Annotated in this window: 27 protein-coding genes and 5 pseudogenes; 3 read left to right on the top strand and 29 right to left on the bottom strand. The window is 62.3% G+C overall.

The window, feature by feature from the left end; translation table 11 throughout:
• Positions 1-89 precede the first annotated feature (89 nt).
• Positions 90-644, top strand: a complete 555-nt coding sequence (locus IVB01_RS05515; RefSeq protein ID WP_247334065.1) for a peroxiredoxin — start codon at positions 90-92, stop codon at positions 642-644.
• A 257-nt stretch (positions 645-901) separates the two neighbouring features.
• On the opposite strand, the gene IVB01_RS05510 is transcribed toward IVB01_RS05515, so the two are convergent.
• From IVB01_RS05510 to IVB01_RS05450, 13 genes are all read right to left on the bottom strand, one after another.
• The gene (locus tag IVB01_RS05510; RefSeq protein WP_247334066.1) at positions 902-1,354 is read right to left on the bottom strand and encodes a hypothetical protein; all 453 of its coding nucleotides are present in this window, start codon (positions 1,352-1,354) and stop codon (positions 902-904) included.
• Between the two features lie 117 nt (positions 1,355-1,471).
• A complete protein-coding gene (locus tag IVB01_RS05505; RefSeq protein WP_247279056.1) occupies positions 1,472-1,735 on the bottom strand; it encodes a hypothetical protein in 264 nt (87 codons plus the stop codon).
• A 709-nt stretch (positions 1,736-2,444) separates the two neighbouring features.
• Positions 2,445-2,582, bottom strand: a complete 138-nt coding sequence (locus IVB01_RS35640) for a hypothetical protein (protein WP_247448739.1) — start codon at positions 2,580-2,582, stop codon at positions 2,445-2,447.
• 135 nt (positions 2,583-2,717) lie between these two features.
• Entirely contained in the window at positions 2,718-3,077 is a 360-nt protein-coding gene (locus IVB01_RS05495) for a hypothetical protein (RefSeq protein ID WP_247279055.1), read from the bottom strand.
• An 11-nt stretch (positions 3,078-3,088) separates the two neighbouring features.
• Entirely contained in the window at positions 3,089-3,328 is a 240-nt protein-coding gene (locus IVB01_RS05490; protein ID WP_247279054.1) for a nitrogen fixation protein NifZ, read from the bottom strand.
• Positions 3,325-3,645, bottom strand: coding sequence for a nitrogen fixation protein NifZ (locus tag IVB01_RS05485; RefSeq protein WP_247297548.1), 321 nt, complete (start codon positions 3,643-3,645; stop codon positions 3,325-3,327). The genes IVB01_RS05490 and IVB01_RS05485 overlap by 4 nt, the downstream gene beginning before the upstream one ends.
• 1,116 nt (positions 3,646-4,761) lie before the next feature.
• Positions 4,762-4,986 carry a 4Fe-4S binding protein gene (locus tag IVB01_RS05480; protein ID WP_247297545.1) on the bottom strand — a complete coding sequence of 75 codons (225 nt, stop codon included), beginning with the start codon at positions 4,984-4,986 and terminating at the stop codon, positions 4,762-4,764.
• 17 nt (positions 4,987-5,003) lie between these two features.
• Positions 5,004-6,560 carry a nitrogenase cofactor biosynthesis protein NifB gene (gene nifB / locus IVB01_RS05475; RefSeq protein WP_247334067.1) on the bottom strand — a complete coding sequence of 519 codons (1,557 nt, stop codon included), beginning with the start codon at positions 6,558-6,560 and terminating at the stop codon, positions 5,004-5,006.
• Positions 6,561-7,203: 643 nt separating this feature from the next.
• On the bottom strand, positions 7,204-9,315 hold the full coding sequence (locus IVB01_RS05470; RefSeq protein ID WP_247494305.1) for a prolyl oligopeptidase family serine peptidase: 2,112 nt from the start codon (positions 9,313-9,315) through the stop codon (positions 7,204-7,206).
• 480 nt (positions 9,316-9,795) lie between these two features.
• A complete protein-coding gene (gene nifT, locus IVB01_RS05465; protein WP_247279050.1) occupies positions 9,796-10,017 on the bottom strand; it encodes a putative nitrogen fixation protein NifT in 222 nt (73 codons plus the stop codon).
• A complete protein-coding gene (gene nifS, locus IVB01_RS05460; RefSeq protein ID WP_247494304.1) occupies positions 10,014-11,207 on the bottom strand; it encodes a cysteine desulfurase NifS in 1,194 nt (397 codons plus the stop codon). Before nifS ends, nifT begins: the two co-directional genes overlap by 4 nt.
• An 18-nt stretch (positions 11,208-11,225) precedes the next feature.
• Complete coding sequence (locus tag IVB01_RS05455) at positions 11,226-11,519, bottom strand: NifU family protein (RefSeq protein WP_247279048.1); 294 nt, start codon at positions 11,517-11,519, stop codon at positions 11,226-11,228.
• Positions 11,520-11,558: 39 nt separating this feature from the next.
• Positions 11,559-11,879, bottom strand: coding sequence for an iron-sulfur cluster assembly accessory protein (locus IVB01_RS05450; protein ID WP_247279072.1), 321 nt, complete (start codon positions 11,877-11,879; stop codon positions 11,559-11,561).
• Positions 11,880-12,206: 327 nt separating this feature from the next.
• Here IVB01_RS05450 and IVB01_RS05445 point away from each other — a divergent pair, with 327 nt between their 5' ends.
• A complete protein-coding gene (locus tag IVB01_RS05445) occupies positions 12,207-12,797 on the top strand; it encodes a hypothetical protein (RefSeq protein WP_247279047.1) in 591 nt (196 codons plus the stop codon).
• A 271-nt stretch (positions 12,798-13,068) separates the two neighbouring features.
• On the opposite strand, the gene IVB01_RS05440 is transcribed toward IVB01_RS05445, so the two are convergent.
• The gene (locus IVB01_RS05440) at positions 13,069-13,299 is read right to left on the bottom strand and encodes a hypothetical protein (protein ID WP_247297526.1); all 231 of its coding nucleotides are present in this window, start codon (positions 13,297-13,299) and stop codon (positions 13,069-13,071) included.
• 193 nt (positions 13,300-13,492) lie between these two features.
• Between IVB01_RS05440 and IVB01_RS05435 the strand changes: the two are divergent.
• A pseudogene (locus IVB01_RS05435) lies at positions 13,493-14,251 on the top strand (IS5 family transposase).
• Positions 14,252-14,416: 165 nt separating this feature from the next.
• Here IVB01_RS05435 and IVB01_RS05430 read toward each other — a convergent pair.
• The 15 genes and pseudogenes from IVB01_RS05430 to nifX form a co-directional block, all read right to left on the bottom strand.
• Complete coding sequence (locus IVB01_RS05430) at positions 14,417-14,701, bottom strand: hypothetical protein (protein ID WP_247334074.1); 285 nt, start codon at positions 14,699-14,701, stop codon at positions 14,417-14,419.
• 417 nt (positions 14,702-15,118) lie between these two features.
• Positions 15,119-16,168 carry a type 2 isopentenyl-diphosphate Delta-isomerase gene (gene fni, locus IVB01_RS05425; protein WP_247494303.1) on the bottom strand — a complete coding sequence of 350 codons (1,050 nt, stop codon included), beginning with the start codon at positions 16,166-16,168 and terminating at the stop codon, positions 15,119-15,121.
• Positions 16,169-16,253: 85 nt separating this feature from the next.
• Positions 16,254-17,155: pseudogene (locus tag IVB01_RS05420) on the bottom strand (hypothetical protein).
• Positions 17,152-18,702, bottom strand: coding sequence for a hypothetical protein (locus IVB01_RS05415; RefSeq protein WP_247297589.1), 1,551 nt, complete (start codon positions 18,700-18,702; stop codon positions 17,152-17,154). The pseudogene IVB01_RS05420 and the gene IVB01_RS05415 overlap by 4 nt, the downstream one beginning before the upstream one ends.
• Before the next feature lie 281 nt (positions 18,703-18,983).
• A complete protein-coding gene (locus IVB01_RS05410) occupies positions 18,984-19,982 on the bottom strand; it encodes a polyprenyl synthetase family protein (RefSeq protein WP_247297587.1) in 999 nt (332 codons plus the stop codon).
• Between the two features lie 148 nt (positions 19,983-20,130).
• Entirely contained in the window at positions 20,131-21,474 is a 1,344-nt protein-coding gene (locus IVB01_RS05405) for a cytochrome P450 (RefSeq protein ID WP_247297519.1), read from the bottom strand.
• A 260-nt stretch (positions 21,475-21,734) separates the two neighbouring features.
• Positions 21,735-22,271 (bottom strand): annotated as a pseudogene (locus IVB01_RS05400) (SDR family NAD(P)-dependent oxidoreductase); the annotation flags it as partial.
• 16 nt (positions 22,272-22,287) lie between these two features.
• Entirely contained in the window at positions 22,288-22,596 is a 309-nt protein-coding gene (locus IVB01_RS05395) for a ferredoxin (protein ID WP_247297517.1), read from the bottom strand.
• A 1-nt stretch (position 22,597) separates the two neighbouring features.
• Entirely contained in the window at positions 22,598-23,887 is a 1,290-nt protein-coding gene (locus tag IVB01_RS05390; protein WP_247419172.1) for a cytochrome P450, read from the bottom strand.
• Positions 23,888-23,981: 94 nt separating this feature from the next.
• Positions 23,982-24,149 (bottom strand): annotated as a pseudogene (locus IVB01_RS05385) (cytochrome); the annotation flags it as partial.
• Between the two features lie 113 nt (positions 24,150-24,262).
• The gene (locus IVB01_RS05380) at positions 24,263-24,571 is read right to left on the bottom strand and encodes a hypothetical protein (protein ID WP_247494302.1); all 309 of its coding nucleotides are present in this window, start codon (positions 24,569-24,571) and stop codon (positions 24,263-24,265) included.
• Between the two features lie 642 nt (positions 24,572-25,213).
• A complete protein-coding gene (gene fdxB, locus IVB01_RS05370; protein WP_247279041.1) occupies positions 25,214-25,498 on the bottom strand; it encodes a ferredoxin III, nif-specific in 285 nt (94 codons plus the stop codon).
• Positions 25,499-25,511: 13 nt separating this feature from the next.
• Positions 25,512-25,711 (bottom strand): annotated as a pseudogene (locus tag IVB01_RS05365) (CCE_0567 family metalloprotein).
• 7 nt (positions 25,712-25,718) lie between these two features.
• Positions 25,719-26,189, bottom strand: a complete 471-nt coding sequence (locus IVB01_RS05360; protein ID WP_247279039.1) for a NifX-associated nitrogen fixation protein — start codon at positions 26,187-26,189, stop codon at positions 25,719-25,721.
• A 10-nt stretch (positions 26,190-26,199) separates the two neighbouring features.
• On the bottom strand, positions 26,200-26,595 hold the full coding sequence (gene nifX, locus IVB01_RS05355) for a nitrogen fixation protein NifX (protein ID WP_247279038.1): 396 nt from the start codon (positions 26,593-26,595) through the stop codon (positions 26,200-26,202).
• Positions 26,596-26,613: the final 18 nt, after the last annotated feature.

The raw sequence follows: 26,613 nt of genomic DNA, 5'->3' as shown, positions 1-26,613 counted from the left end.
TGGGTACTTGCCGGCAGATGGGTGGCATATCGCTTGCTTTGCCAGTCGCGGAACGCTGTTTCCGTGTAACGCGATGTTGTGAGGACAATATGCCTGGAATTGGAAGTAAGTTGCCGCCGTTCGACATCACAGGCGTGAAGCCCGGCTTTCACCTGCAAGAGGAGAACGGGCAGAGCGCCTTCGAGACGCTGACTGAGAGGAGTTTCCCCGGAAAATGGAAAGTCATCTTTTTTTACCCGAAGGATTTCACATTCGTCTGCCCAACCGAAATCGCTGAGTTTGCTCGCCTGTCCAAGCATTTCGCCGATCGCGATGCAGTCGTGCTTGGTGGCTCGACCGATAACGAGTTCTGCAAGCTCGCCTGGCGGCGTGAGCACAAGGATCTGCACCGTCTATCGATCTGGCAGTTTGCCGACACCAAGGGCGCACTGGTCGATGGCCTTGGAGTGCGATCGCGTGATGGCATCGCGCATCGCTACACCTTCATCGTCGATCCTGAGAACACGATCCAGCATGTCTATGCGACAAGCCTCAATGTCGGCCGCAGCCCGACTGACACGTTACGCGTTCTGGATGCGACACAGACTGATGAGCTCTGCCCTTGCAACCGCGAAATCGGCGGCGACACGCTTAAAATTGCCTGAGGCAACATATCGAAAGTGCAGCAAGGAGCAGCTCCCGCATTCGAAGGACGTCAGATTCAATCGTTGGTCGGATACCAGATGAGACGATCTTACCGCAAATGCGGCCAGCTGCTAGCGAGTGCGGCCCGCAATTCAATTCTCATTGCCGACATGGAGTCTGCCGCGGCCGCCGCGCTGTCCGCGCGCGGCACTCGCGGCGGCGAAATCGACGGTCTCGATGATAACGATGAACAATGTTCACCACTGCTTTGCTCACCTCACAACAAATCCCGCATACAAGAGGATGCCGGCGCGGCTCCGCATGAACATACAAAATGCTTGTACGCTTCTGCGCCTGCTGTCTGCACATCTCCTGCCGGACTACCTATGTTGTCGCCGTAGGCCGGATCGCGGCTATTCCCTTCTTTCTGCGGCTTGCCGGCCGGCAGCATCATCAGAGCGATCTGCGTCAGCCGCCGGCCGCTAATGCTGTAGGCCGACGATGTCGGCCCCGGACTCGGAAAAATGGTGCCAAGCTCCCTCTTGGGGGCAACTAGGTTCCAGTCGCCGCGCCTCGAGAAGTATGGAGGCAGAGGGAGATGGCTCAGCGCCGAATGACGTCTACCGGCCGAGATGATGATCCGCCGGCACGCTCGCGGACCGTGTTTTCCCAGCTCAGTAAATCTATATTCACGATGTAAGCCGCTCAGCAAACCGGTCAGCTCGTTCATCGCGCGAGCTGCTCCTCGGGCGCAGGGACCTGAAAAAGATCAGGTGGCCCGGCGGTCGTAAGCCGCCTGGCCGTCTCGATCATCACGCCGGTCAATTTCCGAACATTCACGCGTATCTCAGCGCTGGTGACCCAAGCCAATCCCCAAGGTACGTGCTTTCTGTCTTAGAGAGCCCTCGGATCGCTTCATAAGCTTTGAAACCCTAGCTACAGGGGTGCGGGCCTTTGAGTGCGCTTTGAGCAGCTTGACGTCATCCTTACTATACTCTTTGCGCTTGGTGCTTTTTGCCACGTGTTCTCCGATTTCGCTTTGCACATTTGCCTGCAGCGTCTTGCTTTTGGCGAAGACGCAACTGCTTCCCATTACCATATCAATGGTCATCGACAACTATTCAAGCGGATTTTTCTCTTCGAGATAAGAACTGGAACTACACGCGAATTTGTCCTCTGTCCTCTGGATCTTTATCCGCGTGACAAACCCGATTTTCGACGTGCACGTCAGCCCCTTCAACATGGAAGCAAGCCATAGAGAAGGGACGCTCGATGCGTCTTCGAAAAACAACTCGAAAAGCGCTTCTTGCTTGAATGCGCCGACTTCACTCACCAATTTCGTAGTATGATATTTCCAGGCGCCAATACTATTGATGGAGTAGCGCGGATCGGCCGGGACAGTCGCACTGCCTCACTTTGCGCGCGCATCAACGGGCCTTCACGGCGAGTGCACGGCGTTACCGCGCGAAGAGCAAACGTCTTCTCCTATTTTCTCAAGTCCTGCGGACTTAAGGGCGAGTACTCACAAAGCCAAATCTTGCAATGCCTGACCGTTACTCCTCGTCAGCTGATCGAGCACGGTTCGCTCATCCCCATTTGACCGCAGTATCCTCGGTGTAATAAGCCACGTTGAGATACCCAGGCAATTCCGCCCTCAGCGAACACTTCTGCGAGACCATCGCCTGCCCCCGTCACATGGACCCGATGAACGAGCGAGCGACCTGATCGTGATATTTCCCGGGCCGGGCACTACGGCATGGCAAGCAACCCGCGGGCCTAGCCGTCGTGTGTGAGCTTGGCACCGGAAGGCGATTGCTTGATCATGACTTGCCAGAGCGCTTGGCCAGCACAATGCCGGCGGCGCGGTGTGGATCATTCGTGATCTGTACACAGTGATCTCCACTGTCGAGCAGATGCAGGTCGAACTTTCCAAGCCGGCGGAACGGACTCTGCGTCATGTCGGACGCCTCGCAAGAAGGCAAGATGTGGAACTTTCTGCCGGAGCGTCAGGCAGGGCTCAGAGGCTGTATCAATAGCGGCGAGCGTCTGCTCGATCTCTGTCAAGTCGCCTTCGAGCACCATCTCCACAATCCTTATTGCCAGAACAAACGTTCAGGGTCGGCGTTCAGAACCGCTGTCGCCAAGCCAAGCCGTTGATGGGTCGAATGCCACTCCCAGACGCCCTTGCGGTGATCTTTGCGGAGCAGCTGCCATGCCGCCCCAGTCCTATCGTGGTGCAGCAGCGCGACGTCGACGAGGTCGCCCTCCGCATTGATATTGCCTGAGCAGCACGGGCTCTCGACCAGATAGCCGCCAGCAACCGCTGTCACCTTTGGCGAGACATATCGGTAGTGCTCGCGCTTCGTCAGCGCGCGCACGATCCGCCACCGGTCGAGCTCGTTGGGATGCGCAGGCAATCCGGAATGATGTCGTCTGATGATTGCGGCGTTCATTGCGCGATATCCTAGACTGCAGAGATTTCTGCCTCGAGGCAGCCAACCACCAAGTGCTTGCCGAAGTCGACCATATAAATGGGTAGGTTCGCTTCCGTATGGCGACCGACCTGGACGATCTCACCAATGTACCCGACGCTGACCAGACACTCTTCCGCCGACGCGCCGGGAAAGGAACCGTCGTTGAGCAGATCGATTGCCGCCTTGACACGTTGGCCTGACCGGTATTTTGGCGATCTTGGTTCGATCATCGGGGTGCCGCTCCTGGCAAGAACGGCTCCTCGCCTTCGTGGCTTGGCGTGACTAGATCGAGCTCCTTGCATTTCATGCCGACGCGGTTGCCGGAGCCGAGGAATTCGACTCCATAGATATAAAATTGTTGCAGGAACGTGCCGATCGAGATGACATAGCCAAGCTCGCCTTTCTTGACCAGAACCTCACCGATGTCCTTGCCCACATAGGTGCCGTCGTTACGGATGGTGCGGTTGGCCCGCACGTTGTCACCATAATCAAAGAAGGGGGCGTCCGTCAGCTCGACGATGTCACTGTCACGGGCGATGTTGCTCATGCTGCCGTCCCTGTTCCATAGTTCAATTGTACCGCGCCTTGCAGGCGCCCGGCCTTACGGACCACCCTATCATGATGCTCGATCAACCCCCTCCATTCCCGCACGGCGGCGCTTGCGATCACGGATTGCATGAGCCTGTCGGGGTCCCGGTGCAGCAACATCAACGCCCGCAACCTAAACTCCAGATGCTCGAGACTGTCGTGGGCCCATGGTTGATGTTGAAGAAGCCATCGACGCGGCACGCGCGTCTGCCATCGAGGGAGGCGTGCTTGAGCCGGCGGCGAGGCGCGTGCTTCAGCGCGGGATGCGCACAGCCGACAGAGTCGACCTGATTACCCCGGCAACCGATGGCATTGTGGACGTCATCACTCACGGTCCCGCCCATACGCTCGAGCGTGCCCAACAACACCTTGGCGCCAGCCCTGTCCGCGGGGCAAAGCCCCAGCAGTCTCCCGACAGCTGCCGTCCTTCCCCAGTTGCCCGAGACGCATCTGCAAGTCGGCAATATGCGTCGAGCGAGAACAGGAAGACCCACACGAGGTACTCTCATAGCAGCCGAATTCCGGCTTGGTGGCGCCCACCGCACGAGTGGCAAGAAATTCGTTTCCGCATCACGTGATCCGGTGCGAACGCCTTGGCGTGGCGCAGGTGTACTTTCTGCACTTTCATCGAGGTGATAGGATAGCCCTGTCGCCCTGGGATGATGCTCGGCTGAGTCGACACCGTGCGACCAAGACAGGACTCGGCGAGGACGCCCTCTTTCGGATGACCAACTGAAGAAGGCCTCGGGCATGAATGTCGCCTGATCAACAATGGCTGCAGGTGCCTGGATTGATGTCGCGGAAGACGCGTCCGCTCTTCGTGGGCCCATCGGCGAAATCGATCCTCCACGCTCAAGACGGAGGCCTTGGGGCCGACAGGAATAGCTCGACGCGCTCCCGCCGACGTGCTCGTCGCTAGAATATGACTTGGCAACTTGCGAAAACGTTTGCGACCAGGGCCAGCCGTCCACCTGGTCAGAGAAGGCGAAAGCCGCGACCGGCGCCTCGTCAAGGCGGAGCATCATCCGCCCGAGTTTCTGAACCTTTAGTGTCGTAGTGACATCCATCGTAGCCCTCAAGCAGGCTCCTGGTGACGCGGCAGTGCCGTGTCGAGCACGCATGTATTGTCAACCGGGCAAACCGCCACGCATTGCGGCTCATCAAAGTAGGCGGCGCACTCGGTGCATTTCTCAGGATCGATCAGGAAAACGCCGGCTCGCTCGGAAATAGCGAAGTTCGGGCACTGCGTTTCGCACGCCGAACAGCCCGTGCATTGCGAGGCGATGATCTTGAACGGCATTGTCTGAACCCATCCTCTCAGGCGGCGGAAATCAGCGCATTGCGGCGGGCCGCCGGATCGACCCGCTCAATGTGCTTGATCTTCCCCTCATTGACTTTATCGAGATAGAGTTTGAACCAGGCGATCGCCGAGCCATCAATGAACTCGTAGGCATACTGATCGACCGGTTCGATTCCGGCCTTGATCAATTCGGCCTTCGGGCAGCCGCCGATCTTTGACACGAACACGGCATGACAATCGTTGATGGCGCCGATGGCGATTTCGAGCTTGCTGTCCTCGCCATCGCCGCCCTGGCAATAGGGATGAATAGGACGATGACCAACGAATTTTGCGCCTGAAGTCGAGAGCTCGTAGATCTGGAACTCCTTGGCATGACCGAAGTGCTGGTTGATCAATCCCGAGCCCTTGGTTGCAACCGCCACCAGCACCTTGATTTCGCTGGACGCGCTGGCGAGCCCCGCAACCTGCTCCTGCTTGGCCGCAAGCTTTGCAATGCGCGCCTTCTCGACTTTGGCCTGATCCTCCTTTCGGGCCTGCTCATCATATTTGATGTCCATGGCCATGATCTTTTCCATGGTGAACTCCGCGCCGCGGTCCTCCCCGAGTAGTCCGACGGCGTCGGCGCGGCACTGGCGACAGTGACGCATCATGTTCATCTCTCTTTCGCAGCTATCCTGCAATGCTGTCACTTCCTGTGCGGTCGGGCCGCGTTGCCCGCTGAGACCGAACACGGTGCCGTGCTCGGGCGACGATATCAGCGGCATCACGTTATGCAGGAAGGCGCCGCGCGACTTCACGGCCTTGTTAACCTCAACCAGATGCTGATCGTTAATCCCGGGAATCATCACCGAGTTGACTTTGCAAAGGATGCCGCGCGCGGTGAGCATCTCCAGGCCCTGGAGCTGCCGATTGCTGAGGATGCTTGCAGCTTCAATGCCTGTGTAGCGCTTGTGGCGGTAAAAGATCCAGGGATAGATCTTTGCGCCAATATCGGGATCGATCATGTTGATCGTGATCGTCACGTGATCCACCTTGAGTCTTGCGATCGTGTCGACATGATCAGCTAGCGCCAGGCCGTTCGTCGAGAGGCACAGCTTGAGATCTGGCGCGAGTTTATTGACGAGCTCGAACGTCTTGAATGTCTTGTCCGGATTCGCCAGGGGGTCGCCAGGGCCAGCAACGCCGACCACGCTCATCTGAGGGATCGCGGAAGCGACCGCCAGCACCTTCTTGGCGGCCTGCTCCGGCGTCAACTTCTCGCTGACAATGCCGGGGCGCGATTCGTTGGCGCAATCGTATTTACGATTGCAGTAATTGCACTGAATATTGCAGGCGGGCGCGACCGCGACATGCATGCGGGCATAATGGTGGTGCGCCTCCTCGCTGTAGCAGGGATGGTTCTTCACCTTTTCCCAGACCTCATTTGGCACATTGCCGATGCCGGCCTGAGATCCGCAGCTCGCCTTGCCGCTTCCACCGACCGTACCGCAGCTCTTGTGCTTAGCCATGACTTGCATGGTCTCGCTGATCTCGCCGCCGCCGCAGGATACCTGGTGTTGCGCTGAAGTACTCATTTTTCCAATTCTCTTCGCAAGTCGAATCCTTCCAGGCAAGCATCCCCAGAATCGTTTCTGAAAAGCCAAGAGCAACTGGCGTGCCATACCTGCCAACAAACGAATTTTTTGGTTCGCTTCAAGCAGTTAGATAACGCCTGCTCGAATGTCCGTTTTATCAACTCATGTTGGAAAGCTGACAGAGATTGCGATCACAAGACCGCTGGCCGCGCTATGATGACGGCGGGTACGCTGCTTCATCTATGCCCTTGGGCCAAGAGCATGGCGGCTGGTGTCGTTGAAAGTTGATCTTGTCGCCGAAATGTGACGCGTATGCAAAGCACAATCCGCAAAAGACGTTTCCGGACGCTTTGAAGGACAACTTGAACCGGCGATCCTACGTAGATGCAGACAAGAAGCAGCCCCCCTGTTGCCGACCTATGTCGTGAAGATCACGCGGGCCCCTGCCCTGACACTCCGGAAGGCATTGTCGGGGTGAAGAGAAAACGCCGAGTGGCCAGGGTGCCGACGGCCATGAATTGGACCGTGCGTCCAAACGTTGGTTGGCATCTCGAAAAGGTCGTGCGGGTTTGGACGCCGATCAGATTCGTAAGGCTGCAGCCGCCTCGGTCGACATCGCACGAACCGCCGTCCAACAACTACACTACGTCGCTGACGTCTCGGTATCCAGCCAGCCGATCCTGCTCTTCAGGAAACGCAGGCCCAGCACCAACAAGCTGGCGTGCTCCCTGTTGTCCTTGCCATAGCCGTGGCCGCCGGCGGCATGCTCGTAGAAATAAGCCTCATAGCCCATCGCCTGCAGCTTCGCTGCCATTTTGCGCGCATGTCCGGGATGGACGCGATCGTCCCGCCGCCTGGTGGCCATCAGGATCGGTGGATAGGACTGCCCGGGTCTTGCGGCATGATAGGCAGAATAGGTCTTCAGCCACTCCCACTCCTCAGCGTTGTCGGGATCGCCATATTCGGCGAGCCAGTTCGCCCCGGCGAGCAGTTTGGTGTAGCGGCGCATGTCGATCAGCGGGACGGTGCAGAACAGTGCGCCAAAGAGCCCGGGATATCGCGTGAGCATGTTGGTAATGAGGATGCCGCCGTTCGATCCACTCTCGGCCCCGATCCGCTTGGCCTGTGTCACGCCGCGCTTAACGAGATCGGCGGCGACGGCTGCGAAATCGTCATGCGACAATCTCTTGCCGGCCAGCCGGCCGGCGTCGTGCCAGCGCGTGCCGAACTCACCGCCGCCGCGCAAATTTGCCTGAACCGTGGTGCCGCCGCAGTGAAGCCAAAGCTTACCGAGCGCGGAATTGTAATACGGTTTCACGGAGATCCCAAACCCGCCATATCCGCTCAGATGGACCGGCGCGTTGCCGGTCTGTCTGACCGGGCCGGTCTGTAGGTAGGGAATTCGCTCACCGTCGAGCGAGATGGCCTCGTGCCGCGTGACCACGCAGTGCTCCGCGGCAAACGTCTTCGGCGCCTGCTTCAGCACGGCGGGACTGCCAACGCCCCGCTCCATCAGGATGAGGGACGGCGGGGTGAGCGGATCCTCGACGTGAGCCAGCAAGTCGCCATTGCTCTCGGACGGATTGCGATCGAGAGACCAGATGTCGACCACGCCAAGATCAGGAAGCCCGCCCAATTGCTCGCGGATCCAGCCATGATCGGATGGCGTGCAGATCTCGAAGACTGGCCGGAGTTCGTCGAGAATACAAAGCACAACTTTGCCCGCACTCCAAAAGAAGCTCTGCAGCGCACGGCGCGGCCCCGGCTCGAAGAGAATCTCGAACTGGCGGCTGCCCGCCAGGAATGCCGGCAGCGGGATGACGAGCACCGTATCCGCGGCATAGGTCTGCCCTGCCACAGACCAGGATTCGCGCGGCTTCAGGGCAAGCCAGTTGCGATGCGACCGCATCCAGATGTTACTTGGCAAGTCGAGCCTCGTCTTGGCGCCCGTTTCATCGCCCAGCCAGACCACGCAATTGGAGACGTCTGTCGCATCGAGGAACCAGATCCTGGGCGGCACGACAGTGTCGTCAACACTGCAACCGACGGACACATGAGCGGCCTTGGCCTCAAAGATCACTGCCGCTTTGTCAACATGCATACCACGCCGCCACAGCCTCACCGTGCGCGCATAGCCGGTGGTCGCGGCCATGCCATCGCCATGGGAGCTTAACAACACCAGCGTATCGGAATCGAGCCATACGCCGCTGCCTTTGGCTTCCGGCAAGATAAAGCCATCGTGGATGAAGAGCTTCGTGTCTGAATCGAATTCACGCAAAGTGACGGCATCGCTTCCGCCGCGCGATAGACTCAAGATCCATCGCGAGTGATTTCCAGGCGGTGCGGCCGTGGCATTCAGAAGCCAGTCTTTGCCTTCGCTGACGGCAAGTTGATCGAGGTCGAGCAGAATGTCCCATGACGGCTTCAGCGTGCGATACTCTTTCAGAGTGGTTCGCCGCCAGAGGCCGCGTGGATTAGTGGCGTCCCTCCACAGATTGTAGAGATACCCGCCGCGCCGGCTGACATAGGGGATATTGTCAGGTCGGTCGTAAATCGCTGTCAGCGCATCTCCGTCTCGTTCGGCTGCGGGTCCGCCAAACACCTCCAGGGTTCTGCTATTCTGCCGCTCGACGAAGTTCAGCGCCCGCGCGCCTTCGATCTGTTCCAACCATAGATAGGGATCATCGTCAGGAGCGGAGGGCGTTGGCCTTCCAGTTCGCGCGCCATCGACGCTCCTTGTCTGACCATGCTTCATTTACAACCTTAGTCTTGACGCGTAGTTCGACTGATTCAAGGATTTGCATCGCGAACGTTGCATCAAGATTTGCAAGCTACGAGCTGGCCCGAGATTCAATCCTCTCGAAAATGAATCTTGCGGAGTTGCAGCAATTGGCCTGACGCTGTTAAGATGTGCGGAATGCAACGACCGGGCTGGCGATGTCAGCACAATGGGCCCTCGCGAGGGCCTTCCCACCAACGCCATCTCGTTGGCCCAACGCCTCAGTGCTGGCCTAGGCCGAGATATTGCGTGTGGCACCGCGCGTCGGCGCCTTCTTGGTTCCCAAGAATGCTTCGAGCGCTTCCGGAGTCATCGGCACGCTCGGCTGGAACCTTCGGTCACGCCAAGCCAAAGCCAGAGAATGATGTGGACTTCCTCGCAGGGGCCAAACCGCTTCGCCAAGAATAGCTTCCGCATCCGCCGGTTTGGCGAGGTTCTGTGGAGTCTTAGCATTCATCATTCGGTTGCCTCGCCGCCGCGCTTCTTGGCGTTGATAGTGATTGGAAGGATGGTGTCACTCGCCATCGCGGGTAGGTCGAGCACCCAGCCATTCGCGATTCGAATCCAACCACCCCACAGCGTCTCGTGCTCACATTCGACAATCGACTCCTCAAGATCCTTCTTGGGCACATAAATCGAAAGCCCCGTCTCGGGCGAACGGCGAATCATGACCTTCATAGGAGCTCCGCAGGTTGTGATCTCTCGCCCGCGCGCTCCTGACACGCACGCCACAAGGCTCTCTGTTTGGCATTGATGTCCGCCAGGACTTGCAGGACACGATCGATCTCATCCGCCGCCGTCTCGCGCGACAGCGAGAAGCGAACCGCACCGCGCAAAAAGGCCGGTGGTACTCTCATCGCGCGCAGGACATGGGACGGCTCCATCGAGCCGGACGCGCAGGCTGAACCGAGTGAGACGGCAATTCCGTTGCGGTTCAGGTGGTCGACGATGGCCTCTGCTTCGAGATGCTCGAATGCAATGTTAGACGTATTTGGCAAGCGGTTCTTGATATGACCAAGCACGATGCAACAGCCGAGAGCGAGAATGCCTTGCTCCAGCCGGTCGCGAAGGACGCCTATCTGCATCTGCTCTTGTACGAGGTGTGCCGCAGCGAGTTCCGCCGCCTTGCCGAGCCCAATAATGCCCGGAACGTTTTGGGTGCCAGCTCGGCGATGCCGCTCCTGTGCGCCGCCGAAGATCAGCGGTCGGAACTTGATGTCCTTGCGCACATACAGCGCGCCGATCCCCTTCGGACCATGGAGCTTATGGCCGGAGAGCGACAGCATGTCGATGTCCGTAGTCTTCAGGTCAATCGGAATCCGCCCGACCGCCTGGACCGCGTCGGTGTGAAAGAGCGCGCCGACTGAGCGCGCCATCCTGGCGAGGGATTTCACCGGAAAGATCGTACCGGTCTCATTATTGGCCCACATGACCGAGGCGATTGACGTGCGCCTCGACAATGCGTTGCGATAAGCCTCGATGTTCAATCGGCCGCTTGCATCGACCGGAATGACATGGGTCTTGATTCCTCGTCGGCCCAGCTCCTCGGCAAGGGACAGCACGGCTGGATGCTCAACGGCCGTTGTGACGATCTCGTCGCGCCCCTCCTGCACGGCGAGCGCGGACAGGATCGCTGTGTTGTCGGATTCAGTCCCGCCCGACGTGAAGACGATCTCGTGATCGAATGCCGCGCCAACGAGGGCCTGCAGCTTCTGGCGCGCTTGCTTCAATGCGGGCGCAACCTCAATGCCGAATACATGCGCGGACGACGCATTGCCGAATTGCCCAGAGAAGAACGGCAGCATTGCCGCGACCACCAAAGGATGGGCACGGGTCGTCGCGTTGTTATCCAGGTAGATCGGCCGCACGGACTGTCCGCTCTGCACTTAAGGCCCCACTTTGGCAGCTCCGGGGAGCGGGATCAGGCGGACGAACTCGCCGAGCCGCACGATCAGGCGCGCTTGAATGGCCGCGAGCGTCGTTCCCGCAAGCTTGCATAACATGCAGGCGCCGGTGAGCCTGACCATGATCTTGTTGCCTTCGATTTCGACGAGCTCACAATCCCCACGATCACGCCTGAGCCTTGGCCGACTCTCATCGAGCACGGCGCGGACAATCCGCTGGCGATCGGAAGGCTCTGCAGTCGAAGATTGCTTCGTTCGTTCAGCCTTCAGGCCCATGTTCGATGCTCCTTCCATTGCGAATGGTCCGAAGGCGGCTCAGCTGAACGATTTGCCGCAGGAGCAGCTCGATTTGGCATTTGGGTTATCGAAGCGGAACCCTGATCCTTCGAGCGACACCACGAAGTCGATCGTGGTGCCGTTGAGATGCGCCCGGCTCGCCTTGTCGACGAAGACTTTGATCCCGTCTTGCTCGAACACGGGCTCATCGGAGACCGGCTCATGAGCAAGACCCATTTTGTATGTGAACCCTTGGCAACCGCCGCCTTCGACCATGACCCGCAAACCGCTTGCCGGCTGGGCTGTCGAGGAGATTGCGGCCTTCAGTGCGTTGATGGCGCTATCCGTTAGGTTGATCATTTCTGGCTCGCTCTCAGTTTCTGTCGCGAGGCACAATTCGCAAATCCCATGCCAGTCGAGATGCAGCTGAAATCAATTGGTTTTGCAGGCGGCGACCATACGATTTGCGACCTGTCGGCTTTGCGACAGGCGGTTTTCCGGCGTCCCGACCTCATCCGGCCGAGACCTCGTGATGGTGCCGGCACGTATTCATGCACATTGCGCCAAGCCGCCGCTTACGCTGTGCGTCGCTGCAGACATAGGCGCACGGCAAACAACTTGCATAGGGTTAGCGGACACGCCGCGTTCGGCGATGAATGTACACGACAGATTGATGAGGAGCCTTCCATGACGTCGATCGACAACACCGCTCTTGGCCAGTTGGACAAGGAGGGGCGGTTGCTGAATGCGGTGCTTAAGACCGAGACAACGAAGTCGGGGCGATTTGGATTTCGGGGCGACATCGCGCTGAAGTTCCAAGCCCAGCTCGCCGACGAAAAACGACCGCCGGACTATTCCATCGAACAAGTTCTTGCAATCGCGCAGGAAGGCGAACCGACCATCCCAGTCCTTGCCGGATATCTGCATTCCTTCGCCTATCTACCTCAGGCCGCAAAGGTTCTGGATGGCAGGCTGAGCCCCAAAGGCAGCTATTTCATGTTCTGCAACAACATTGATCTGCTCGCGAAGTACCGCACTAAGATAGGCGACATCACCTTCCGCATTCTGCCTTGCGACGAATCAACTGTATGGAAGGAGATGATGGACCTCGCCGGCGTCGACAAGAATGACATCAAGAAGCTCGGTACGGCCGGTAGGCTCGACTACTTGCTCGACGCGGCCAAGGACATCGGTGGATCATACACGGAAATTTCATACGAGGACGGCCTGGCCAAAATGGAGCCGGTGAAGAACAGAAGCGAAAACCGTCCCGTCTGAGGCATCGCCTCAGACCCTCTCTCTCACCAGCTCGACGAGTATGCCGCAGAGAGAGTCACTGCACCCGCTTCGCCGGGACTGGCTCTGACAAACCCTGGTGATGGACTTATCGGCCTACCTTTCGGGAGAGAACACACCGCCACTCTGCTAAGCGTGTGTTGGTCAAGAGCACTGTCGTCAATTGCACCGAGGAGCGGCTGGCCGCGACGGTCCGGCTGACTGCATCCATGGGGATCCGGACATTCCAGTGCTCATCGGTTCATGATCGCGGTCACATTTCAGAGGGCGGATCGACGATGTATGGATCGGCTTTCGCGCTGTGCGCCAGGCCTTTGCCAGCCTGCGTGGCGCAGAGATGTCGCGCGTCGATGCTCGCCAGCCGACAGTTGTCGACGAGCTGCGCCCATGGACGATGGAAACCGACCCGGGGATTGGGTAACGCGCAGGTTGCATCGCTCGAGAGAACCCAGCGAGCCAGCGTCGAGCGGTTTGCCTCGTACATGCAGTTCCGCAGAGCCTCAAAATGCGACGGCGGGGTGCCGGTCGATCGAGCCAAGCCAAGCGATAGCTGAGCAGACTTGGCCGCCGTCCTCAATGTTGTGAGAACGAAGCGAAGCTATGCAGAATGCCGCAACCGAAGCTGTCCCAGGACCTGTACCTAAATAGCGCCAGGTGATTCCCTCTCCTGCGAGTTTTTGATTCGGGGGCGAGAGAATGCGCGCGGGTTTGTTTTGGCTGAATGATCGGCAATGGGGACGTATCGAGCCTCATCTGCCGACGGGACTGACGGGGCCGGATCGGGACGACGACCCGGGATCATTCACACGCTGCAGTCGGGTGCGCGATGGGGCGACTGCCCGCCTGAATACGGCCCTTACACGGCCGTCTACAATCGCTTCAACCGCGGGGCCAACCGCGGGCGATGGTGCGCAATCTTCGAAGCGCTGGCCAAGCCCGGCGAAGACGGCGTCGTGCTGTCGCTCGACTCGACCTCGATTAAAGCTCACCGGTGTGCCTCCGGCGGAAAAGGGGGGAGCACAATCAAGCAATCGGCCGCGCGCGCGGAGGCCGCACGACAAAAATCCATGCGCTGAGCGATCCGCTCTGCCGGCCGGTCGTCCGGCATCTGACCCGAGGCCAGAATGCCGATATCGCGGCCGATGTTCTGGCGCTCGGGCGGCCCACGAGCGCGCTCCTCGCTGACAAAGGGTATGACGGCGTCGACCTTCGGGGCGAAATTGTTCGTCGCGGCGCCAAGCCCGTCATCCCTAACAAATCCAACCGCGTTGTCATCCATCGCTTCAACAAACGCGCCTACAAAGGCCGAAAGTCATCGAGCGCTGTTTTTGCAGGCTAAAGACTTCCGCCGCATCGCCACCCGATACGACAAGCTGGCCGGGAATTTCTTGGCCACTGTTCATCTCGCCGCTCTCGTCGCATATTGGCTCAATTGAGTCTGGCACCTTCGGCGCCTGCCGGTAGGGCAGCATGCTTCCTAGCCGCGCCGTCAGTTCCATCAGCTCCGGTGTCGCTCGATCGGGACAAATTTCCTTCGGCGGCGGAAAGCACCGACCATCCCTGGACGGCATTCCCGGCACAGCATCCGGGGATTGCGAACCTCAACGGTGCCGCAGACGGTTCGGATCGGGCGTGTCGTGTAGTCCTTGACGCGGTCGGAACGTATGGCACTCCGGGCAAACCCGGCGAAGAAGGGCATACGTCTCCGCCTCATGATTCACGACCGCGTTCTGCAGCGCTGCCATGATCTTCTTGCTATCGCCGATCGACAAGCCGATGTCGCCGTCGAATAGGCTCTCCCAGCTCTTGTCTATGCGGACCTCCTTCCGGCATGTTTCACCAAATTCGTTCCGGCCCTCGATCGTAAGCGTCCATTCCACCGCCATCGCTTTGTCTCAAAACGATGCTGATGGACTGCTCGAGCCTAACAACCCGTGTTTGACCCCAGAGAAGTTACCGGTCTCCTCACGACCGACCGCGCATGACTGGGCGTCAATGTGGATCGCTACTCCTTCATTGCAATGGACTTGCACCATCTACTCCTTGCCGGTCTCCCGGCCCACCTTGTTCCGACCCCTTCAGGGGCTCAGCTCGTTCGGCTTGGCCGATCACCCCGATCAAAGCATCGACATAAGCGTCAAATGCGGCTTCACTCTGAGCTGTCCAGTCGGGCATCGCCGGGCGCTTCCCTGATCACGAAGCAACACCCTAACAAATCCGCGCCAGCGCGAATCCACCCGCATCCGCGACTTTCTGACTCAGTAAGACTAGGCGCCCGCCGCCACGTGCGGGTGACGCCGGCATCAACCGGCGGGCAGATGCGCCGAGGGCAACAAGCGCGCCTGACGCAACGCCGCGAGATCAGCCGAGCCGGTGCAGAAGCAGGCGACGGCCAACTGGCGGATGACGATCTCGAAATGCGCGACAACCGCCTCGGTGGATACCGTAGCCGCGCGCAGCACGCCGGCCGCCTGCCCGGCGATGTCCGCGCCCAGGCGAATGGCCTTGGCTACGTCGACGCCGTCGCGGATTCCGCCCGACGCGATCAGCTTCACCGTTGGCAGCGCCCGACGTACCGCCTGCACGCTGGCCGGGGTCGGAATCCCCCAATCGGCGAACGCCATCGCCACTGCACGGTCGGCGGCATCGCGGGCGCGCTCGCCCTCCACCGCGGCCCAACTGGTGCCGCCGGCGCCGGCAACATCGATCACCGCCACGCCCGCCTCGACGAGCGCACAGGCCACCGAGGCGGACAGGCCCGAGCCCACTTCCTTAGCCACGATCGGCACGCCCACGCTGCGCGCGGCGCGAGCGATCTGCGCTAGGACGCCGCGCCAGTCGCGGTCGCCCTCCGGCTGTACCGCTTCCTGCAGCGGATTGAGATGGACGATGAGTCCATCGGCCTCCAGCGCATCCACCGCCCGGCGCGCCAGGTCCAGGCCGTCGGTCTCGCGCAGTTGCGCAGCGCCGATATTGGCCAGCAAGGGAATGTCTGGGGCCAGGCGGCGCAGCGCGCGTGTCAGCCCCTGGGAGTTGCGGGATTGCAGGCTCACGCGCTGCGAACCGACGCACATGGCGATCCCCAAGACTTGCGCTGCCTCGCTCAGATGCCGGTTGATGGCCTCGGCGCGTGACGTGCCGCCGGTCATAGAGCTGATCAGCAGCGGCGCGCGCATGGTCTTGCCCAGCAGCGAGGCGCGCAGGTCGATCTGCGTCAGGTCCAACTCGGGCAATGCGCAGTGTTCGAAACGGATGTACTCCCAGCCGGCGGCGATCGTGGCCGGCGCCGTTCGCCGATCCAGCACGATGTCCAGATGGTCGTCCTTGCGCCGGCTCAGGGCGGTGTCGCTCATGCTCGCTCCATCCGTCGCATCGGGCGACAGCGTTGCGTCGGATCGGACCGACGGCAGCGCGCGCACGCCGCCGCCTCCCGCGCGTTCAGGCCGGCGCACGCTGGCCTCCCCCGCAGCGTCGCTGCGGTAGCGGCTGGTCGAGGTCTGGTAGTACTGCCCGCGGATGGCCGCCATGGCCTCGATCAACGGTCCCCACGGCGCGGGAAAGCGTTCTGAAGCCATCACCCGGTGCAGCATGCGCGTATGGCCGGCTAGCTCGTCGTTGAGGAACTCCACCACAGGCATAGCCGGATAGCGCTGCAGCAGCAGGATCGCCGCGTTATCGGCCTCGCCGGCCGACCTGTCCTTGTCGCGTCCATGCAGATCGTTCTGCAGGCGCCCTATCGCGGAGATGAGCCGCAGGACCTGGCGAAACGCCGGACGCGCGCGTAAGGTCGCCATGTTCAGCCCCCACAGCAACGACAGGCAACAGAACACGTTCGTGTAGGCGATCGAATCGATGCCGTTGTGCAGGTACTCGGCGTAGGACCAGCGTTCCGACCCTGCCGCCTGCGCGTGTCCGGCGCGCAGCGCCGCGCAGTAGCACCGGGTATCGTCGAGAAGCTGAGCATAGTCGCGACGATCGTAGGCGAGCGCGGCCAGCGAAGCACGCAGCACAGCGCAGCCCTCGAATCCGGGGAGCGCGCACGGCACGCCCTGCCCCAGCGCCTGCTCCACCGCAGCGAGCTGCTCCGGCGCGATCAGGCCAAGGTCGTTGCAATCGTCGAGCCAGAACAGCAGCGCCAGTTCGCGATAGAACGCCACGATCAGCGTTTCGTCCTGCGGATCGCGGCCGGTGCGGGCGCTGGTGTCGCGCAGGCTCGGGTGGATGCGCTGCAGGATGTACTGGCCGCCCCTGACCGCTTCCACGGCATGCTCGTCGGCGAACCCGGTCAGGGAACGCCCCCACTCCAGCACCTGCTGCAGCGCGCGTTCGGTCTGAATCATGGCGCCGCTCCTGCTCCCTCGGCCGGGACGCGCCGCCCCCAACGAAGCGCCAGCCACAACCCGGCGAGTTCGGCCACGCGCACGACCCGGGTGGGGCAATACAGTTCCTTGCCGATCCACAGCGACGTCTGCGGCGATGCATGCGCCGCATGGCGGGCGAGCATCCACTCCAGTGCACGCGCCACCGCCTGCGCGATGCGCCGGCGCCCTGTCGGCTCTTCGCTCCCGTCCATCACGTACAACGCGAACAGCGCATAGGCGGTTTCCTCGAATGTGGACGCGCGACCGGCGCCCCAGCCGCCGTCGTCGCGCTGCGCCTGCAGCAGCGCCGCCAGCGCGCGCTCGTCGCGCCACTGGGGCTTGCCTTGCGCCAGCGCAGCGATCGCATGCGCGGTGGGATACAGCCACGAAACGTGCCATTTTTCGTTGTCCCATAGACCGTGCGTGTTGCGATTGGCCTCGACGTAGGCGCTGGTGCCGGCGGCGGGCTTTCCCAACAGTCGCAACGCATGCAGGGCATGGATGTTGGTCGACACCGAGGCATTGCGCTCGCCGGGGAAGGTGACGAACAGCTCGCCGATTTCGAAATGGCGCAACGGATCGACCGCCGGGTCGCGGCCTGCAAGGCGGAGGACGCACAACGCAACGGCGGTGTCGTCCGCATCGGCCGCGAAGTGCAAGGCCGGGCCCAGACCGCGCATGCCCAGGCGGGCGTCGAGCTGCGCGACGATCACACGCACCGCCTCGGCGAGCGCGGGATGCGCGAACAGCCCCGCCAGATGCAGGGTGTAGAGCGACCAGCATGGCTCGAACACATTGATCGGCCAGACGTTGGGAACGACACCTTCGATGCCGCTGCGCGTCGCCCGCGATGCCGCCTGCAGATACGCGTCGGCGCGCGCGACCTGCGGCGTGCTCCCCTGTGTCACGGCGTGCGCACGACACGCGGCGGTGGCCGCCGGACTGATGCCGATGCTGCCGTCGTCATCCGGGCATGCGGTGGTCGGCGACGTCCCCCAGGCTTCCCAGGAGTGCAGCAACGGATGGCCGCTCGGCAACGTCGTCATCGCCCCCAGTTTGACCAGGCACGCTTGCCGCAACGGCAACAGCGCCGGGTGGCGCGGAAACGCCACGCCGCCCAGCAAGGATGCGGCCTCGCCGCACAACTGCGGCAGGATCAGCTCCGCGCCGATCGGCGCGTCTTCCGGCACCGTCTGCGCGTAGGGATCGGGCTCGCGCTCGAGGAACCGGGTTGCAGCCTGGACTGCGTCGGCAGCGCCGGGAAGAGGATCGGCACGCTGCAATGCCAGCAACGCCGCCCAAGTGGGCGCATGACGGAACAGCGGGAAGTCCGCGCTTCCCCATCCTCCATCGGCCTGTTGCTGCGCGATGAGCCACGCGTATGCGTCCTGCCGACCGGTGACGTTGCCGCGGAACTGTAGAGCTCGCGCCGTGTCATAGACGGACGGGCCGACGCTGCCGCCGTCGCTCATCTCGCTCAGCAGGTGGCGCAATTCGGAAAGGATCTGTTCAGACAGCGCGTTCACTCGGGATGTTCCTTCTGCAGACGGTTCGGGCAGACGCCGCGCACGTCGCCGCAGGCCCGTCGCGGCCCGGCGCATGGGCAGCGCCGGACGGTCGCCCTGCTCCGGCGCGGCGACGCGCCGATGCTGGCGCCGGTCCGCCGCATAGGCTTGCGCGCAGCGCGCCGCGGCCGTGCTGGGCAACGGCTGCGATCGGCGCCGCGGATTCGGACACAATGCAGCATGCACCGCTGCCGCCGGGCGATCGCAGCGGCACAGGGGCGACTCCATGCGGACGGGCGCGCTCATGCGCATGGCGCGTGCTTGAACAGATACGCGTTGGCCCGCTGCAGCATCTGCGCCAACCGTTCCGCACGAGGGCCCAGCGGGGCGATGGCCTCCCCGGCGTCGCGCAACAAATCCAGCGCGAACTGGCGCGCTGCCTGCAGCCCCATGATCGACGCGCAGGTCGGCTTCTGCGCCGCCGCGTCCTTGCCGGGGGTCTTGCCCAGCGTCGCGGTATCAGCTGTCGCGTCGAGAATGTCGTCGACCACCTGCAACGCCAGGCCGAAACAGGCGGTGTAGCGATCGAGCGCACAGTACAGCGCAGCGTGCGCGGCATCCTCCGCGATGGCGCATAGCGCGCCCATGCGAACGGACGCGCGCACTAGCGCTCCGCTCTTCATCCGGTGCATCGCCACGATCCTGTCCAGCTCGACGTGCTTTCCGACCAGCGACAGATCCATGGCCTGCCCGCCTGCGGCACCCTCGGCGGACACCGCCTGCGCCAGTTCGCGCACGAGCGCGATACGGTTGTCGCCCGGCGCATCCAGGCTCGCCAGGGTCAGGAAGGCGTGCGCCTGCAGCGCATCGCCGACCAGGATCGCAGTGGCTTCGCCGAACTTGACGTGCACGGTCGGGAGGCCGCGGCGAAGCACGTCGTCGTCCATCGCGGGCAGGTCGTCGTGGACCAGGGTACAGGCATGCATCATCTCGAGGGCGGCGCCGACGTTCTCGAGCATGTGCGCCGGCGTGTCAGCCAGTGCGCCGGCAGCCAGACAGAGCAAGGCGCGGGTGCGCTTGCCGCCATTCAAGGTGGCGTAGCGCATCGCCGCCATCAGCTCGGTCTCACCATTGTCTTCGGCGCAGAGAAGACGCGCCAGCGTCTGTTCGACCCGCTTTGCGCCGTCCTGCATCCAGATCTCCGGCAGCAGCCTGCCGGACGCGCCGCGCACCTGCGCGCCCAATCCGCCGAGCGCGGAAACGCCAGTTCGGTCGTCCTGTAGCGTAGAACCGGTCTGCATGTTGTTCATGTCCTTGTACCTGACACGGCCACGGCGAGCGCCGAGCCGCCGCGGTGTTGCCGGCGTCGCACCGAGCGCACGCGCCGAGTGCAGCAATGCCGCGCGTCGCCGGCGCCGCTGCCTCGCCACACGGGGATGCGATGCCAGCTCATGAGAATTCGATGCGGATTGTCATGGACGGATGTGCGGTCGGGTAATAGCGCCGGCCTTTTTCGACGCCGCTCAGCAACCGCGGCCGCACCCCGGCCTTGTGCATGGTCAGCGCCAAGGCGATGCAGAACTGCACCAGTTCCAGCCATACCAAGTGGTAGCCGATGCAGACGTGTGGGCCGGTACCGAACTGCAGCATGTCCACCGGCTGGATCGGCTCCGTGCGTTGCAGCCACCGCGCCAGGCGGAACTGATCAGGCGCCTCGTGCAGCAGCGCCGAGGTCGAGAAATGGAGCAGCGGGATGCACAGATGGGTGCCCGCGGGAATGCGCCGTTGGCCGAGTTGCAATTCCTGCAGCGCGCGACGCGGCAGCAGCGTGGCCGTCGGATGCACGCGCAGCGTCTCGCGGAACAGCGCCTCGGCGACCGGACACTGCGCCAGGTCCGCGTGCCGGGTCGGCACCGCGCCCACGCGTTGCGCCTCCTCGACCAGGGCGTCCCACAGCACAGGCTGCCGCGCCAGCTCGATCACCATCCAGGCCATCGTTGAGGCAGTGGTGTCGTGACCCGCAAGCAGCAGCAAGCGGATATTGGCGACCAGGACGTCATCGGAGAGCGCATCTTCGCTGCGATCGAAAGCGCTCACCATCTCGTTGATCAACCCCGTGCGCGCGGGATGCGCGCGCACGTCGCGGACGAACTGGCGCAACTGCGCGTCGATCCAGTCGCGGGCGGCGCGGCCGCGCCGCAAGGGCAGTCCGGGCAGGTCGACCGGCGGCGCGACGATCAACTGCACCACTTGCCGGTACTTGCGATGCCATCCCGGCAGGTCCTGCGCGGGGATTCCCATGAGGCTGAAGATGAGCTTGAGCATCAGGTCGCCGGTTTCGCGCAGGATGGTTACGTCGCCGCGATCGCGCCACGCCTGCACCCGTGCCCGGATGACGGGCACGAACAGGTCGCCGATGCCGGCCTGGGTCAGCCCCTTGGGCAGGAACGCCGCCTTGATCGCATCGCGCGCCTGCCGGTGCGCGCCGCCGTCCTGGGTAACCAACGTTCCGCCAAGCAATTCGGGCGCGATCTCTTCGATCAGCGCCGAGGACACGTCCTTGTGCCGGAGCAGTGCGAACGCATCCGGATCCACGCAGGTCATCAGGTGTCCGGCAGGGCCGAAATCCAGCCAGAAGTGGCTGCCCAGCGTCCGTTCCGCGCGCCGCAGCAGGCGCGGCAGGTCGCAGACGATGGCGGGAAGATGCCCGACCAGGGGGAACGCGCCGGGCACGACCGGGATGTCGTGCCGCAGCCGGTGCCGACGGTCCAGCGGGTTGAGCAGCATGTCCATCAGCAGCGCGGCGCCGCGGCCGCTTCGGCGGTGTGCCGGCAGGCCGCGCGGCGCGGCTGTTGCCATCGTCGGCGTACGTCGGCACATGCGCCAGCATGCCGCCGTCGATGCACACGACCTGGCCGGTGATGAACGCAGCATCGTCGTAGAGCAGGAATGCCATCAGCGCGGCCACGTCCCTCGGGCCAGCCGACGCGCGGCAGGAGCTGGTGCCGGCGCAGATGCCGTTGCATGCACTCGTGCAGCTTGGCGAGGAGACGCTCCGTCATGACGAGACCCGGCGCAATCGCGTTGCAGCGGATCTGCGCATGACCGTACTGGGTAGCGAGCGAGGCCGACAGCATTTTCATCGCCGCCTTCGACGCGGCGTAGGACGTCTGCGCGGTGTCACCGCTGAGCCCCTGGCACGACGACATGTTGACGATCGCGCCACCGCCGCGGGCGATATGGCCTGCCGGCAGCAGAGCAGCATGCCGCGCAGATTGGTCGCCATGGTCTGATCCCAGGCCGCCAGGTCCAGGTCGAGGATCGCACGGTGGCGCGGGGTCAGATGCATGTCACTCCACCAGCAGGTCGACCCCAGCGAAGTGCCGCTCCGCCGTCTCGAGCAGCGCTGAAACCGCCTGCGCATCGGCGATGTCCATGGCCAGGGCCAGCGCGTGGCCCGCTTCGGCCGCGATCTGCGCGGTGCAGGCGATCGCCGCCGAGCCATCAATGTCGGCCACCACCACTCTGGTGCTCTCGCGTGCGATGGCGAGGGCGCATGCCTTGCCAATGCCGGCGCCGGCGCCGGTCACTACGGCCACCTTGCCTTCAAACCGTGCCACCGTGTCCTCCTGGATTGCGTTGGTCTTTCGCGGCATGTCGCTCGGCCTCCGCAGGAGAAGGCGCAGGGTCGACGCTGGCGCACTCGTCATCACCATCGTCGCTTTCGATGACCCGAATGGCGGCGACCGGGCACTGGCTGGCCGCGAGTCGCATGGCGGCGTGCAGCGCCTGCGGGACCGTCGCCACGCACACTTCGGCCACGCCGTCGGGTTCGCGTTGGCGAAAGGTGCCCGGCAGCGTCAGCACGCACTGCCCGCTGGTTGCGCACATATCCTGGTCGACCAAGATGCGCATCTCAGCCCCCCTGCGCATGCAGCCGCACCGGCAGCGCGCGGAACGTCCTAAGGAACTCGGAGGTCTCCCGCGTCGGCGGCTCGGCCAATGCCAGCGTGGGGAAGCGCGCCTGGATCCGCGGCAGGCTCTCGGCCAACTGCACCCTGGCCAGTTGCGCACCGAGGCAAAAGCGGATGCCGTGGCCGAAGCTCAGCATGATCTTCCCGTCGGTCGACATGCCAGGACTGGTGCCGTAGAACCGCGCGGGATCAAAGCGGTCGGGATCGGCGAAGGCGTCCGGGTCGCGATTGCCGGCCGCGATCAGCACGCGCACGTCCGCGTTCTTCGGGATCACCACGCCGCCCAATTCGATGTCGCGCTGGGCGATACGCAGAGTGGCGCTGAACATGACGGGCGAGTCGCGGCGCAGGACTTCTTCGACGAATGCCTTCACCCCCACGGCGTCTCCCTGAAGCCAGTGCCGCTGTTCGGGATACGCCAGCATCGCCAGGACCGCATGGTCGATGGTCGCAGCAGTGGTTGCGAAGCCGCCCAGCAGCATGCCCCAAAGCATGCTGATCAACTCCGCATCCGACAGCGTGTCGGCATCGTCGTCGTGTGCGCCGACCAGCATCGACACGATGTCGTGGCGTGGATCGGTGCGCTTGCGCTGTATGAGGTCGCCGAAGTAGGCCTGCACCCTGGCGCTGGCCGCGTCCGCCGTGGCGAGCTGGGGGTCGCTGGCGTGCGGGCCCAGGCCTTTCAGAATGGGGTCGATGACGGCGGCGAGCCCGAACATGTCGTCCTGGGGCATGCCGAACAGTTCGGCCAAGACCAGCATGGGCAAGGCCAGCGCGAATTCCCGATGCAGGTCCACCGCCTCCCCGCGCTCCAGCGCGGGCGCCATGCCATCCAGGCGCGCTGCGACGATGCGCGCGATGCTCGGCCGCAGGTTGTCGATCTGGCGCATGGTGAAATCGGGCGAGATCAGCCGGCGCAGACGCGTATGCGTCGGCTGGTCCTTCATCGCTAGTGTAGACGCCAGCAGATTGAGTGATAGGCTGGTCGCCGCACGCGGGAAGTGGCGCGCCAGTTCGCCCGGCGCCGGTGCCCGAAACGCATCGCCCGTGGCCGTGAGCGCCCAGTAGATGTCGGCGTGGCGGCTCAACAGAAAGAGGCCCGACGCCGCGCGATGCACGGGATCGTGCTCGCGCAACCAGTGCATAAACGGATACGGGTCGTGGATGCGCGCTGGCGACGCCAGTTCGGCGAAGGCGTCCCGGCATGCTGCCGTGGTTTCTTGCACGTCCATCTTGGTTACCTGTTGGCTGGCTGATCTGATCGGCGCGCGCCAGGCGCGCCGGCAAATTGCGGAGAACATCGCGATTCCCGGCGGCGTCCGAGCATCACCAGAGCACCGGGAACCCCTCGAACCCGCCAGTGATGATCTCCTTGCGCAACTTCGCTCCTTCGGGCGCCACGGCCAGGCGCAGCGCGGGAAAGCGCTGGAAGATCGAACCGAACACCACCTTGAGTTCAAGCCTGGCCAGCGCCACGACGATGCAGTAGTGCGGGCGGCGAGCCTGTTTGTTAGGGGGCGATTTCGCCGAGGCCCCCTTCCCATAGAATGCTATCTGATGCGGATTTGCCATTTTGCTTTTCTTTCTTCGCTCCATCGATCGCGATGTCATCCACGAAATGAAGGTCGGTCGGCGGCTCCCAGCTCGCAACGAAGGGTTTCAAAACTCGTGCCAATTTGGCCGACCAGCAGAAGAAAAGATTGTGATTGCTTTTCAGCGTTTAGCCTGCGGCCAGACAAGAGCTCGGCGAAATAGGCCGGTGTCGCGGACCAACAAAGGCGACAGAACAGTGTCGGATAGTCATCAGACGTCAGACCGGCGACACCTTCTTTATCAGTTCTCCTGAATGACGATTCCAGTTGCTTAGTATATCCGGCCTCTCGCCGCTGTTGCAGCCAAGCCATGATGAGATCCACGCACGCCGTTCCCAATAAATGGTTGGGGCACGAAGCGCGCTTTTTTTGCACAGGGTTTACGGTATGCTGATCCACTGTTTCGTCATCACTATTCGCGAGCCTTGCGATCGAGCTAGAAGCGTCAGGTAAACGCGGGATCTCTGCGTTCGTTGCCAGAACAGCATCTGTTCGAAGCGCTAACAAAGACAGTGCTCCAGATCGACTTCACGTCGGTCGTCATGAACGGGATGCTAGAATTCTAGCTCTTCGCGGGAGCGCTCCACGTCGATCTCGCAACATTGGTAAGCCGCGCCGTAGTGGCTTTCTATTCTGGCAGGCCGCTGGTCTCCTTGGTCAGTCGCTGCCGCTGTCCTGGGCGCTGGTGTTTGGCGCGCTCATCAGCCTGACCGATGCGGTGGCGGTCATGGGTACGCTCAAAATGTAAAGGCACCTGAAAGGTCGAGATGCAGGGCGAGGCACTCTTCAACGACGGTGTCGGCGTTGTCGTTTTCACGATCCTGCCGGCCTTCGCCGCCGGGGCCCATGCGAGGTCGCGGCCGATTCGGAAACTGCCGGCTTCACGCCAGAACAGGTAGGATCTGGGCGTTCCCTACCAGCTACTATCTGACAACTGGCTCGTCGATCTCGTCGGAGAAAGCTAAGTCAACCAGGTGGTGTGTGGGTCTGACAGTTTGTTGGGCACACCCGGGCGCAGGCGCTGCAGCCGATGCAAGCGCCTTCGTCCTTCAGCACCATGACCTTCTTTTCGAGCTCATCGTCGTCCTCGTCGAGATCGATGATCTCGCCACCCTCACTTAGCCCCTTCAGCGTCATGACCTCACGGCCGCAGATCTTGTAGCAGCGGCCGCAGCCGATGCACTTCTTGGGATCGATAGCAACCAGGTAGTCCGGCCTCCAATTGCGACCGTCGCGGGTCCTGAATGACATGGCTAACCGTCCGTTATGTTTTGTCCAGCGCCTGGAGATATTGGCGTTTGCTTTCGAGCTCGCTGAAGGCAGCGTGGGCCTTCTGGGCCACGCTCAGGATCGACGACAGTTGACCGGCAGCTCCTCGGAGAGGTCGTGGAGGTCCATCTTGGCCTGAGCCGCCTTGGCCGACAGCTTCTTTATTTCCGCTTTCAGAATTTCGATGTCGCTCACACTTGCCTCAACAACTCGCCACTTCCGGGAACTTACGGATCATCTGAACGCCACTGTTGACGAATTTGTCGCCTTGATTGGCGAGATCAGAGAGATGGTCGAAACCAAAGCGATGCACGTCGCGCAGGTGCTTGCTCACGACAACGAGCCGGCCGCCGATCAGCACGATCCGACCGAACCCTTCGTGATGCATCTTCAGCATTGGCGAGATCATCACACCGGTCGCCTTCTCGATCGAGAGCGCAACGGCGTCGAAGAACAGCTCCAGCCGCCATGTCGTGTCCGGGTCGGGATTGCCGACGATCGGCAGCGCACGGCGCTTGCGCTTGTCGAGAACGTAGGGTTCGAGCAGCTCGAGATCCGTTTTGCCCTCCCAGGCGCAGTGGGTGTCCTGGGCGCGCCAGATCTTGATGAGCTCTTTCAGAAATGGCCCCTCCGCCGCGGCGGCGGCTGGAGTGACTTCAGACGGATCGGCCATCTTTGTTCCTTCAGGCTTCGAAATCCAGCGTACGTTCACGGCTTTTGGTGAGCAGCTTCCGCAGCCAGGGCGGCGGCGACCCCTTCAGCACGGTTTCGAGTTTGACGCAAAGATCGTGGATGGGCTCTGGCTGCAGCACCTTCATGGGATGGATGTTCCTGGCGACGACTCGCGCAGCACCCGAGCCGCCAATCGCCGCAACATAGAGGATTGCGCACTCCCTGATCGCCTCGATCTTCGGCGCGAGCTTATCCTCATTGCCGTCTTCGGTGAGGTCCCCGTCGAACTGGATCGCCTCAATAAACCGATGCCCGTCCGGGTCGACCTCGTAGATCGCGATGTTCTTGGCCCAGCCGAAGTGGGCATCGACGTGCTTCAAGTCCTGAGTGGCGAATGCAACTTTCATCCGGGTTGTTTTCTCTAC

This window comes from Bradyrhizobium sp. 164 (genome assembly GCF_023073715.1).
Taxonomy (GTDB): domain Bacteria; phylum Pseudomonadota; class Alphaproteobacteria; order Rhizobiales; family Xanthobacteraceae; genus Bradyrhizobium.
Note: the sequence above shows the minus strand (reverse complement) of the source record. Positions and strands in the feature narration are given on the sequence as shown.

Bases quoted from the DNA above. Each gene is read 5' to 3' on its own strand.
- IVB01_RS05515 (WP_247334065.1), top strand. From the start codon at position 90: ATGCCTGGAATTGGAAGTAAGTTGCCGCCGTTCGACATCACAGGCGTG.
- IVB01_RS05510 (WP_247334066.1), bottom strand. From the start codon at position 1,354: ATGAACGAGCTGACCGGTTTGCTGAGCGGCTTACATCGTGAATATAGA.
- IVB01_RS05505 (WP_247279056.1), bottom strand. From the start codon at position 1,735: ATGACCATTGATATGGTAATGGGAAGCAGTTGCGTCTTCGCCAAAAGC.
- IVB01_RS35640 (WP_247448739.1), bottom strand. From the start codon at position 2,582: ATGACGCAGAGTCCGTTCCGCCGGCTTGGAAAGTTCGACCTGCATCTG.
- IVB01_RS05495 (WP_247279055.1), bottom strand. From the start codon at position 3,077: ATGAACGCCGCAATCATCAGACGACATCATTCCGGATTGCCTGCGCAT.
- IVB01_RS05490 (WP_247279054.1), bottom strand. From the start codon at position 3,328: ATGATCGAACCAAGATCGCCAAAATACCGGTCAGGCCAACGTGTCAAG.
- IVB01_RS05485 (WP_247297548.1), bottom strand. From the start codon at position 3,645: ATGAGCAACATCGCCCGTGACAGTGACATCGTCGAGCTGACGGACGCC.
- IVB01_RS05480 (WP_247297545.1), bottom strand. From the start codon at position 4,986: ATGCCGTTCAAGATCATCGCCTCGCAATGCACGGGCTGTTCGGCGTGC.
- nifB (WP_247334067.1), bottom strand. From the start codon at position 6,560: ATGAGTACTTCAGCGCAACACCAGGTATCCTGCGGCGGCGGCGAGATC.
- IVB01_RS05470 (WP_247494305.1), bottom strand. From the start codon at position 9,315: ATGAAGCATGGTCAGACAAGGAGCGTCGATGGCGCGCGAACTGGAAGG.
- nifT (WP_247279050.1), bottom strand. From the start codon at position 10,017: ATGAAGGTCATGATTCGCCGTTCGCCCGAGACGGGGCTTTCGATTTAT.
- IVB01_RS05455 (WP_247279048.1), bottom strand. From the start codon at position 11,519: ATGGGCCTGAAGGCTGAACGAACGAAGCAATCTTCGACTGCAGAGCCT.
- IVB01_RS05450 (WP_247279072.1), bottom strand. From the start codon at position 11,879: ATGATCAACCTAACGGATAGCGCCATCAACGCACTGAAGGCCGCAATC.
- IVB01_RS05445 (WP_247279047.1), top strand. From the start codon at position 12,207: ATGACGTCGATCGACAACACCGCTCTTGGCCAGTTGGACAAGGAGGGG.
- IVB01_RS05440 (WP_247297526.1), bottom strand. From the start codon at position 13,299: ATGTACGAGGCAAACCGCTCGACGCTGGCTCGCTGGGTTCTCTCGAGC.
- IVB01_RS05430 (WP_247334074.1), bottom strand. From the start codon at position 14,701: ATGGCGGTGGAATGGACGCTTACGATCGAGGGCCGGAACGAATTTGGT.
- fni (WP_247494303.1), bottom strand. From the start codon at position 16,168: ATGAGCGACACCGCCCTGAGCCGGCGCAAGGACGACCATCTGGACATC.
- IVB01_RS05410 (WP_247297587.1), bottom strand. From the start codon at position 19,982: ATGCAGACCGGTTCTACGCTACAGGACGACCGAACTGGCGTTTCCGCG.
- IVB01_RS05405 (WP_247297519.1), bottom strand. From the start codon at position 21,474: ATGGACATGCTGCTCAACCCGCTGGACCGTCGGCACCGGCTGCGGCAC.
- IVB01_RS05395 (WP_247297517.1), bottom strand. From the start codon at position 22,596: ATGCGCATCTTGGTCGACCAGGATATGTGCGCAACCAGCGGGCAGTGC.
- IVB01_RS05390 (WP_247419172.1), bottom strand. From the start codon at position 23,887: ATGGACGTGCAAGAAACCACGGCAGCATGCCGGGACGCCTTCGCCGAA.
- fdxB (WP_247279041.1), bottom strand. From the start codon at position 25,498: ATGTCATTCAGGACCCGCGACGGTCGCAATTGGAGGCCGGACTACCTG.
- IVB01_RS05360 (WP_247279039.1), bottom strand. From the start codon at position 26,189: ATGGCCGATCCGTCTGAAGTCACTCCAGCCGCCGCCGCGGCGGAGGGG.
- nifX (WP_247279038.1), bottom strand. From the start codon at position 26,595: ATGAAAGTTGCATTCGCCACTCAGGACTTGAAGCACGTCGATGCCCAC.